9 protein-coding genes and 1 pseudogene are annotated in these 9,390 nt (G+C 64.2%); 5 read left to right on the top strand and 5 right to left on the bottom strand.

Going from position 1 to position 9,390, the window contains the following annotated elements; all coding sequences use genetic code 11:
- Nucleotides 1–427 (top strand): IS30 family transposase (locus A5777_RS21940; RefSeq protein WP_156529458.1); only part of this gene is annotated, 427 nt, incomplete at its 5' end.
- Between the two features lie 76 nt (nucleotides 428–503).
- On the opposite strand, the gene A5777_RS21935 is transcribed toward A5777_RS21940, so the two are convergent.
- From A5777_RS21935 to A5777_RS21925, 3 genes are all read right to left on the bottom strand, one after another.
- Entirely contained in the window at nucleotides 504–2,336 is a 1,833-nt protein-coding gene (locus tag A5777_RS21935; protein WP_064864594.1) for an acyl-CoA dehydrogenase, read from the bottom strand.
- Nucleotides 2,337–2,559: 223 nt separating this feature from the next.
- Nucleotides 2,560–3,330: a deoxyribonuclease IV gene (locus tag A5777_RS21930; RefSeq protein ID WP_064864592.1), complete on the bottom strand. Its 771-nt coding sequence runs from the start codon at nucleotides 3,328–3,330 to the stop codon at nucleotides 2,560–2,562.
- 83 nt (nucleotides 3,331–3,413) lie between these two features.
- Nucleotides 3,414–3,626, bottom strand: coding sequence for a hypothetical protein (locus A5777_RS21925; RefSeq protein WP_005209045.1), 213 nt, complete (start codon nucleotides 3,624–3,626; stop codon nucleotides 3,414–3,416).
- Nucleotides 3,627–3,912: 286 nt separating this feature from the next.
- Here A5777_RS21925 and A5777_RS21920 point away from each other — a divergent pair, with 286 nt between their 5' ends.
- The 3 genes from A5777_RS21920 to A5777_RS21910 all read left to right on the top strand — a co-directional run bounded on the left by A5777_RS21920 (nucleotide 3,913) and on the right by A5777_RS21910 (nucleotide 6,290).
- Nucleotides 3,913–5,055, top strand: coding sequence for a phosphatase PAP2 family protein (locus tag A5777_RS21920; protein ID WP_064864590.1), 1,143 nt, complete (start codon nucleotides 3,913–3,915; stop codon nucleotides 5,053–5,055).
- A 79-nt stretch (nucleotides 5,056–5,134) separates the two neighbouring features.
- On the top strand, nucleotides 5,135–5,512 hold the full coding sequence (locus A5777_RS21915) for a hypothetical protein (protein ID WP_331710616.1): 378 nt from the start codon (nucleotides 5,135–5,137) through the stop codon (nucleotides 5,510–5,512).
- Nucleotides 5,513–5,579: 67 nt separating this feature from the next.
- Nucleotides 5,580–6,290 carry a DUF305 domain-containing protein gene (locus A5777_RS21910; protein WP_082933800.1) on the top strand — a complete coding sequence of 237 codons (711 nt, stop codon included), beginning with the start codon at nucleotides 5,580–5,582 and terminating at the stop codon, nucleotides 6,288–6,290.
- Nucleotides 6,291–6,510: 220 nt separating this feature from the next.
- Here A5777_RS21910 and A5777_RS21905 read toward each other — a convergent pair whose 3' ends face one another.
- Together A5777_RS21905 and A5777_RS21900 are read right to left on the bottom strand one after the other, a co-directional pair.
- A complete protein-coding gene (locus A5777_RS21905) occupies nucleotides 6,511–7,611 on the bottom strand; it encodes a DUF4185 domain-containing protein (RefSeq protein WP_005209054.1) in 1,101 nt (366 codons plus the stop codon).
- 70 nt (nucleotides 7,612–7,681) lie between these two features.
- Nucleotides 7,682–8,569 carry an acyl-CoA thioesterase domain-containing protein gene (locus A5777_RS21900; protein WP_064864586.1) on the bottom strand — a complete coding sequence of 296 codons (888 nt, stop codon included), beginning with the start codon at nucleotides 8,567–8,569 and terminating at the stop codon, nucleotides 7,682–7,684.
- Between the two features lie 178 nt (nucleotides 8,570–8,747).
- Here A5777_RS21900 and A5777_RS21895 point away from each other — a divergent pair.
- Nucleotides 8,748–9,320: pseudogene (locus tag A5777_RS21895) on the top strand (HdeD family acid-resistance protein); the annotation flags it as partial.
- Nucleotides 9,321–9,390: the final 70 nt, after the last annotated feature.

Below are 9,390 nucleotides of genomic sequence, written 5' to 3'. Positions count from 1 at the left end.
GAACAAGACCGCGATCGGCACTCTCGTCGAGCGTTCCACCCGTTACACGATGCTGCTGCACCTGCCGGATGGGCACGACGCCGAACACGTCCGTGACGCGATCATCACCGCGATCAAGGACCTACCCGCGCACCTACGCGGGTCGCTCACCTGGGACCAGGGCGCCGAGCTTGCCCGACACAAGCAGATCAGCATCGCCACCGACATGCAGGTGTACTTCTGCGATCCGGCCAGCCCGTGGCAGCGCGGTACCAACGAGAACACCAACGGGCTGCTACGGCAGTACTTCCCCAAAAGCACTGACCTCAGTGTCTACGGTCCAGCCGATCTTGAGCACGTCGCGCAGGAACTCAACGGCCGTCCACGCAAAACGCTCGGCTGGGATACCCCAGCCGAGCGTCTGCGTGATCTAATCACCACCAACTAACAGCAGTGTTGCGCCGACCCCTTGAAACCGCCAATTCGGTTGCGGGGCCGCAATGTCGTCGTACTGATTCAGCGGATCAGAACGCCGCTTCGTCGAGCTCCATCACGGCGTTGTCGATGTTCTCGACGACGCCGCGGACCGAGGTCAGCAGCGGCAGCATGTTCTTGGCGAAGAAGCTCGCAACCGCGACCTTGCCGTCGTAGAACGCCTTGTCGCCATCGGCGGCACCCTCGTCGAGCTTGCCCAGTGCGACCTCGGCCTGCTTGAGCAGCAGCCAGCCGATGAGCAGATCGCCGACTGCCATCAGGTAACGCACCGAGCCGAGGCCGACCTTGTAGAGCTGCGTCGCGTCTTCCTGCGCACCCATGAGGTAGCCGGTCAGCGTTGCGGTCATCGACTGCACGTCCTCGAGTGCGGTCTTCAGCAGCGCACGCTCGGTCTTGAGGCGACCGTTGCCTGCCTCCGAGTCGATGAACGTCTGGATCTGCCCGGCGACGTGTGCGAGCGCCTGGCCCTTGTCGCGGATGATCTTGCGGAAGAAGAAGTCCTGCGCCTGGATGGCAGTGGTGCCCTCGTAGAGCGAGTCGATCTTCGAGTCGCGGATGTACTGCTCGACCGGGTAGTCCTGCAGGAAGCCGGAGCCGCCGTAGGTCTGCAGCGACTCGGTCAGCGTGCCGTAGGCGCGCTCGGAGCCGACGCCCTTGACGATCGGCAGGAGCAGGTCGTTGACGCGGTGAGCCATAGCGGCATCGGCGCCGGAAACGATCTGAGCCGCAGCCTCGTCCTGGTGCGACGCGGTGTAGAGGTACACGGCGCGCAGACCTTCGGCGTATGCCTTCTGGGTCATCAGCGCACGACGCACGTCAGGGTGATGCGTGATGGTCACGCGCGGAGCAGTCTTGTCGGTCATCTGGGTCATGTCTGCACCCTGGACGCGCTCCTTGGCGTAGTCGAGTGCGTTGAGATAACCGGTCGACAGGGTCGAGATCGCCTTGGTGCCCACCATCATTCGAGCGTGCTCGATGACGTCGAACATCTGCGCAATGCCCTTGTGGACCTCGCCGACGAGCCAGCCCTTGGCCGGTACGCCGTGCTGACCGAAGGTGACCTCACATGTGGCCGAGACCTTCAGGCCCATCTTGTGCTCGACGTTGGTGACGAAGACGCCGTTGCGCTCACCGAGCTCGCCGGTCTCGTGGTCGAAGTGGAACTTGGGAACGAAGAACAGCGACAGGCCCTTGGTGCCAGGTCCTGCACCCTCGGGACGGGCGAGAACGAGGTGGAAGATGTTCTCGGTCATGTCCTGGTCGCCCGAGGTGATGAAGCGCTTCACACCGTCGATGTGCCAGGAGCCGTCTTCCTGCTCGGTGGCCTTGGTGCGGCCTGCGCCGACATCCGATCCGGCGTCGGGCTCGGTCAGCACCATGGTGGCGCCCCATCCGCGCTCGGCGCAGATCTGTGCCCACTTCTTCTGCTCGTCGGTGCCGTTGTCGTAGAAGATCTCCGAGAATCCGGCGCCTGCGGAGTACATGAACAGCGCAGGGTTGGCGCCGAGGATCATCTCGCCGAGCGCCCAGTACAGCGAACGCGGAGCGGGCATACCGCCGAGCTCCTCGTGCAGACCCACCTTGTCCCAGCCGGCCTCGATGTAGGCGTTGTAGGACTTCTTGAACGCCTCGGGGATCGTGACGCTGTGCGTCTCGGGGTCGAAGGTCGGGGGATTGCGGTCGCCCTCGGCGAACGAGTCGGCGATGACGCCCTCTGCCAGGTTCTTCACCTCGCGGAGCATGTCGACTGCGGTCTCGCGGTCGAGATCGCCGAACTCTCCGGATTCGAGGACCTTGTCGAGTTCGAACACGTCGAAGAGGTTGAACTGCAGGTCGCGCATGTTGCTCTTGTAATGACCCATTGCTGGTTCCTTCTACTAGACCTGGCATATAGCCGCGGGCTGACGATCATCGGGCGTGTCGAGGTGAGCGCCGGGAAAGTCGTGGTCTTGAGGTTGACGCGGACACCAAGTTACTCGCCAGTAACCCCAGTTTACCGTGTGGCGCAATGGCCTCACAACCTCAACGCGTGTGAGCGTGCTCGCAATTGCAAGCAGTGTGGGTGAAGATCTCGACGGCGGGCGGTCAGAGGCCTTCGCGCAGGTAGGACAGGTCGGCGGGGATGCCTTCAGCGGGTGTCTCGAGAATCAGCGGCGCATCGGCGACTCGGGCGACCTCGACGAGGACGTCGGGATCGATGTGACCCGACGCGAGGTTGGCGTGGCGGTCGCGGCCGGAGTCGAACTCGTCGCGTGAATTGTTCAGATGAACGAGGTCGATCCGGCCGGTGATGGCACGTACCCGCTCGACGAGGCCGACGAGGTCTTCGCCACCGGCCCACGCGTGGCAGGTATCCAGGCAGAATCCGGCCTGCTCGAAATCGCCGACCGCGTCCCACAGTCGGTCGATGGCCTCGAGGGTTCTGGCCATGGCGTGATCGCCGCCCGCGGTGTTCTCGATCAGGATCGGCACGCCGAAGCCGCCCTTGTCCTGCTGACGGTCGAAAAGCTTGCGCCAGTTGGCAAATCCCTCGGCGGTGTCTTCGCCATCACGAAGGTGACCGCCATGTACGACGAGGCCGAAGGCCCCCAGTTCGGCTGCGGCGTCGGCTTGCTGTTCGACGGCCTTGCGCGATGGCATCCGGAGACGGTTGTTCAGACTCGCGACGTTGATCTGATAGCTCGAATGGACCACGACGTCGATGGGCGACTCGCGGATCTGCTGGGCCTCCGGATGTGGCTGCGGCTTCTTCCAGCTCTGCGGGTCGGTGACGAACATCTGGAAGACGTCGATCCCGAGTTCCTCTGCGGTCTCGAGTGGTGCGGCGTCTTCACGCAGGTGGGCTCCGATGCGCATGGCACCAACGATAGTGACCGGCTCCGACAGCAACGATAGTGACCGTCTCCGACGGCGATCGACTCCGGGAGGGCGACGTGTGGTCAGTCGCCGAGTCCTGGCTCGGTTTCGATCGTGATCGGCACGCCGCTGGCGATCAACAGCCGACACGGCGCCTCGGTGTCGCGGTAGAGATGCAGCCACTCGTGACCCGCGCCGTGTTCGTAGACCTTGTCCAGCGCGCGGTTGAGTCGAGCCTCCGCCTCCTTGGTGATCAGGTAGCGCTGATCGCCGTAGCGGAGAAAACGGTTGGGCATGAAACCTCCCGGCGCCTACTGCCACATCGCTGTGATGCGCATCACCAGTGTAGGAAGTCTTTGCTGTGTATGTGCCGTCAACGGGTGGCAAACACCCCGTAACCGTCCGGTGTTCACTAGGGTGACAAACAGTTAAGGATGGACGGCGTTCCATCGTGTTTGTCGAGCGCGACGCGTCAGCATCCGTTCGACCGATGGAATCAGGATTGACCGCTTGAGCGTAGAAGACGCGATACGGCCCCCGAGGCGAGACGCAGGCGACGACGACTCGGACGAGCCGGCGACGATGGGACCTGTCCTCGACGACGTCGCCGACGCAGCCGAACTCGAGGCTGAGCCGGAGAAGCGGCGGGACCTGACCCTCGTCCGACGCATCGCCATCCTGGCCTGGATCGCGTTCATGGGCTACGAGTTCTCTGTCTACGGCCTCGCCTTCGACCGCACGCGACTGATCGTCCTGCTCTGCCTCGGGCTGTTCGCGGCGAGTATCGGCCGACGTCGAGCAATCACTGTGCTCATCGACTGGGCGCCGTTCGCGCTGGTCCTGCTCCTCTATGACTGGACGCGCGACGTCGCCCGAATCGTCGACATGCCGACGCACTGGCACCTCGCCGCCGACGTCGACCATGCGATGTTCGGCGTGGTTCCGACCGTCTGGTTGCAGAGCCACCTGAAAGAGCCGTCGGCGCCGTGGTGGGAGATCATCACCAGCGTCGTCTACATGTCGTACTTCGTGGTGCCGTACGCCGTCGCCGCTGTGCTGTGGTTGCGCGACCGCTCGTCGTGGCGTCGCTTCGCGGCGTGCTTTGTTGCCGCGACGTTCCTCGGGCTTGTCGGCTACACGCTGGTGCCTGCAGCCCCGCCGTGGGCTGCTGCACGTTGCACGTCCGAGCAGGTCGTCGACGGCCCGCGTGATGCCGAGTGCATGACGACGCCTGAGGCGACGACGCCGGGAGGCATCCTCGGTCCGACCGATCCGCATCATCCCGGCGCACAGCCCTACGTCGAGCGCATCTCGGCGCGCGGCTGGGAGTACCTCAACATCCACGTGGCGTCGAATCTGATCGAAGTGGGACAGGGGAAAGCCAATCTCGTCGCGGCGATCCCATCGCTGCACGCGGGTCTGACCATGCTGCTCGCCCTGTTCATGTGGCCACGGGTGAAAGCGCTGGGAAAAACGCTGTTCATGGGGTACGCGTTCGCGATGGCGTTCACGCTCGTCTACACCGCGGAGCACTACGTCTTCGACGTGTTGCTCGGATGGGCACTCGCCGCGACCGTGATTGCCGTCTACACGCTGATCGACCGTCGATTCATCCTGCCGCGACAGCGACGGCGCGCCGAGCAGGAGAGTGCTGAGCTGGAGAGCGCCGGGCAGGAGAGCGCGGGGCAGGAGAGCGCCGGGCAGGGGAGTGCGGCGGGCGCCTGAGAGCTCGCACGCCGGTAATCTGGTCGCCGTGGCCGCATCGCGTAGACGGGTGAGTGGTCGCCGACGTTTCGTACGACGCTTGGCGACGGGGCCCGCACGGCTTGGCTTCGCGGGTCTACTCGTGTTGGCCGTCGTCGTGATGCACGGTCTGCTCGGCCCGACTCATGCCGAGCTGCCCGCAGCACCTCCCATGCACGCCGGCATGCAGATGGGGCCCTCGACAGGCGCCGACTCACACATGTCGTCGGGCGACCATTGCGCCGTCCTCGGTCATCACTGTCTGTCCCTGCGCGCCATCGACTTTCCCACGATCGAACCCGCGGTCGTCGGAGTGCTGGTGTTCGCAGCACTGCTGCTCGCGCTGGCAACCGTGTGGATGCCCGCTGTTCGCAGGCTCGGCCGTCCGCCGCCTTGGGCGATCCGTGATCACCTGTGTCTGAACGTGATTCGCTGCTGATTCGACGAGTTCTGGTCCCGCTTGCACCGGGGCCGAGTTCAGCACGTCACAACAAGACAAGGAAACCATGATGTCCAGCAATACAATTCGTCGGACCCGCATGCTCGCTGCGTGCGCCGGTATCGCCGCGGTCGTCGGGATCGCGGGGTGTTCGACGTCCGACAGCGGGTCTGATAGTGCGTCGTCGACCAGTACTGAGGCGAGCCGAAACGCCACGTCGTCGCAGAGTGCGTCGGCCGACTCGACCAAGCACAACGCCGCCGACGTGACGTTCAACCAGATGATGATCCCGCACCATCAGCAGGCCATCGCGATGGCAGATCTCGTGCCGTCGCGCACCGAGAACACCGCCGTTCGTGAGTTGGCGACGCAGATCAAGAACGCTCAACAACCCGAGATCGACCAGATGACACAGAGATTGGCGTCGTGGGGTGTCTCGACCACCCCCGACCCACAGGGCGCCCAAGAGCACGGCACCATGGATCACGGCTCTGTGGACCACGGCTCTGTGGACCACGGTTCGATGGATATGGGTAACGGTGGCGGGGGCATGGGCATGATGTCCGCTCAGGAGATGACCGCCATGGAGAACGCGCGCGGCCAGGAGTTCGACACGCTCTGGCTGAAGGGAATGATCGCTCATCACCAGGGAGCGATCGACATGGCCAAGACCGAGCTGGCCAACGGGATCGACCCGGCGTCGCGAGCGCTCGCCGAGCAGATCACCACGTCGCAGCAAGCCGAGATCGACGGCATGCGCTCGATGCTCGGGCAGTGAGTTCGACGGCTGGATCGGCGACTGGTCCCGGTGCTGATCCGGAACTGATCCGGCCTTGAGACGAGCCGACGGTCGGTGGGTGCCCAGCTCGCCGGCCGTCGCGCTCAGTCGCGACTGCGCTCAGTCCCCGGCCGCTGAATACCGGTCCGCTCTGAATACCGGTCCGCTCTGAATACCGGTCCGCTCTGAATCCCGGCCCGCTCTCAATCCCGGCCCGCCCTCAATCCCGCCGCAGCGGCAACCGCATCAGGTAGACCTGGTAGCCCACCGAGACCGAGTACGTGAAGTACAGCGTGCTGCCCTGCGACCACGGATGGATGAAGGGTGCGTATCCGGTCAGCGGGTTGTTCATCGGCACGACCAACTCGCCGGACGTCCACGGGCCGACCGGATCGTCGGCGGTACGCATCACCACGCCGTTGTCGCTCTGGCCGAGCGAGATGAACTTGCCGAGATAGCTGTTGTAGGCCACCGACATCTCGCCGGTCGGTGCGGGCATCACGGGGGTGGCCGCCGAAGGATTGCCTCGTGCCCAGTTTCCGTACGAGAAGTAGTCGTAAGCACCGAGGTTCTCGATGTCCTTGGCTTTCACCCGTGCGAGGTACACCGCCCCGAAGCGGCCGTCGGGGGTCCCGTAGGTGTAGACGGTGTCGCCGACCTTGAGGAACGCGGCCATCTGGAACTTCTTGTTGCCACCGCCGTTGGGTCGGAAGGCGTTGAGCGCGCGCCAGTTGTTGCCGTTGTCGTCCGACACGACGAGTCCCGACCAATTCGTGTACCAGACCCCCGGCTGTCCCCAGTGCTTGACCGACATCACGCTCATGTACTGCTTGCCGTTCGCGGCGACACCCGCGGTCGGGATGATCGTGATCTCCTTGCGCAGATCGGGCTTCAGGAGTCGCTTGGCCTGCCTCGGTGGACCCGCGTGGCCGGTGAAGGTCATGCCGTCGGAGAGGTTGCGATCGGTGCTGCGTAGCAGGGCGTTGGACTGCCAGTACCAGAGCTGTCCGTAGAGCAACGACCACCCGTTGAACGTCTGGGTGTCGCCGAATGCGGCGAGGATTTCTCCATTGCCGTTGTCCCACATGGTGCCGAGGTCGGTGCCGTAGATGTTGTAGCGGCCGGGGGTGTCGTTGATGGAACCCGGTCCGGTCAGGCGCGCGACCATGGTCGCCTCACCAGCGGCGTAGGTGGCAGCCGACGCTGCGGGAGCCATCACCGTACCGATGGTCACCGTCGTCGCAGCGACTGCGACGACCGCCGCGATGACTTTCCTTCGCGCCGCCACGCGCACCTTCCGACCACGCCAGCCCACTGCCATGGCGTGACCTTATCAAGACCTAACGGTTACCTCGCGCCGTAGTGCGCGGTTCTCACCGATTAGTGGACAATCACGCCTCACGATATCGATCAGTGAGATCGATGCTGGTGAAATCGATCTCCGCGGCAGCGTTGTTGACCGCGGTGACAATCCCCATCCCGAACATTCCGTGCGAATCAAACAATCCAGCAGTACCGATGGAAATGCCGTCACTCTCGAGGTGGCTGTCGGCTTCGACGCCCATCCAGTCGCCCTGGGGAAGGCGCGCGAGTTCGACGCTGAGGTCGCAGTTGATGAAACCGATACCGCTCGATCCCCAGTTCGTGACAAGACTCGTCGACTCCGCAGCGGTCACGGCCTTCACGAATGAGGTCGCCGGTTCGCCGTCGATCGCGGGCAGCGGATGCGACCAGAGCCGTTTGCGCCCGCCGTTCTGGTGCGCGCCCATGTCGGTGTTCCAGGCGCTGTTCGACGCTCCCGTGGTCCCGCCGGATTCCGACGCGTCGGCCGCATCTCGATCGGGGGCATCGGACGAGAAGCGAGACATGAGATCGGTGTCGGGGATGGGATCGGTCGGCGGTCGAAACGTGACGGCCTCGTCTGGCCGCTGCCACCGCGTGCCCGGGGGATTCGCCGACGTACGGAGGAACACGGTTGTAGCCCGCGCCACGACGACTTCATCGGCACCAGCCGTATCCGAGTCGGAGATATTCGGGGACTCACTTTGCACGACGTCGAGCTCGGCAACCCGGATTCGACGACCCGCGCGGACGAGTCGGCCACGGGTGAACGTCGGGACTTCCCGTGCCACCTTGAACATGTCGATGGTTAAACGCGCCGGCCGAAAGCCGTCCTCGCCGAACTGCTGCTCGACGCGATGCGCGGCGAGGGCACACACCGCTGGCCCGTTGAGAGTGCCGGGCGCCCACAGGCTCAACGCGTACGACGTGGGCGTCACGACGCCGCCGTCGGATGACGCTGCTGAGCTGTACGGGGTAAAAAATGCGCTAGTTTTCGACACGAATCACTTTTACCCGCACGTGCACACGCGCACGGAACCGCCCCGGGGCAACGCGCTTTCACTCACTTGCGTCCGAATCCCGTCAGAACGCCCGCCGCGGGGATAGGGTGAGCGCATGACCTTTGCGCCATATGCAAAACAGATCCCCGACGAATTGATCGGCTCCATTCGGAGCGCCATGATCGTGACATCGATCATCGGCATCGTGCTCGGCATCATTGCGGTTGCGTGGCCTTCGGCGACGGTAGTGGTGCTCGCAGTTCTCTTCGGTATCGCGCTCATCGTTGCGGGTCTTTTCCGCATCTACGTGGCGTTCTCGGCAAAGGTCCTCGGAACGGGCTGGCGCATTCTCACCGGAATACTCGGCTTTCTGGTTCTGGTCATGGGCATCATTGCCCTGTTCAGTCCCGCGAATGCGGTCTGGTTCCTCGCGCTCTTCATCGGTTTCGCGTGGCTTTTCGACGGAATCGGCGACCTGGTGACCGCGTTCTCGAAGACCGCGCACGCCCCGACGTGGTACCTCATCCTCACCGGCGTGATCTCGATCCTGGCAGGTCTCGTGCTGCTGATCGGCTCGTCGCTGTGGGCGCTGAGCGTGCTGGTGTGGGTCGCGGGAATCTTCCTCATCGTCATCTCGGTTGTCACGCTGTTCAACCTTCCCAAGAAGGTCTCCGACCAGCCGGCGGTGCTGCGACAGGCGTGTGCGCGAGTCGGGATGCCTGTCCTCGGGGTCTTGCGTCGCGACTCGCGCCTTCAGG

The sequence above is a fragment of the Gordonia sp. 852002-10350_SCH5691597 genome, from assembly GCF_001665715.1.
Classification (GTDB): domain Bacteria; phylum Actinomycetota; class Actinomycetes; order Mycobacteriales; family Mycobacteriaceae; genus Gordonia; species Gordonia sputi.
The sequence above is the reverse complement of the archived record's forward strand: the minus strand, read 5'-3'. Positions and strand labels throughout refer to the sequence as shown.

Excerpts from the sequence above, each read along its gene's own strand:
- A5777_RS21935 (WP_064864594.1), bottom strand. The coding sequence starts at position 2,336 with ATGGGTCATTACAAGAGCAACATGCGCGACCTGCAGTTCAACCTCTTC.
- A5777_RS21930 (WP_064864592.1), bottom strand. The coding sequence starts at position 3,330 with ATGCGCATCGGAGCCCACCTGCGTGAAGACGCCGCACCACTCGAGACC.
- A5777_RS21925 (WP_005209045.1), bottom strand. The coding sequence starts at position 3,626 with ATGCCCAACCGTTTTCTCCGCTACGGCGATCAGCGCTACCTGATCACC.
- A5777_RS21920 (WP_064864590.1), top strand. The coding sequence starts at position 3,913 with ATGGGACCTGTCCTCGACGACGTCGCCGACGCAGCCGAACTCGAGGCT.
- A5777_RS21910 (WP_082933800.1), top strand. The coding sequence starts at position 5,580 with ATGATGTCCAGCAATACAATTCGTCGGACCCGCATGCTCGCTGCGTGC.
- A5777_RS21905 (WP_005209054.1), bottom strand. The coding sequence starts at position 7,611 with ATGGCAGTGGGCTGGCGTGGTCGGAAGGTGCGCGTGGCGGCGCGAAGG.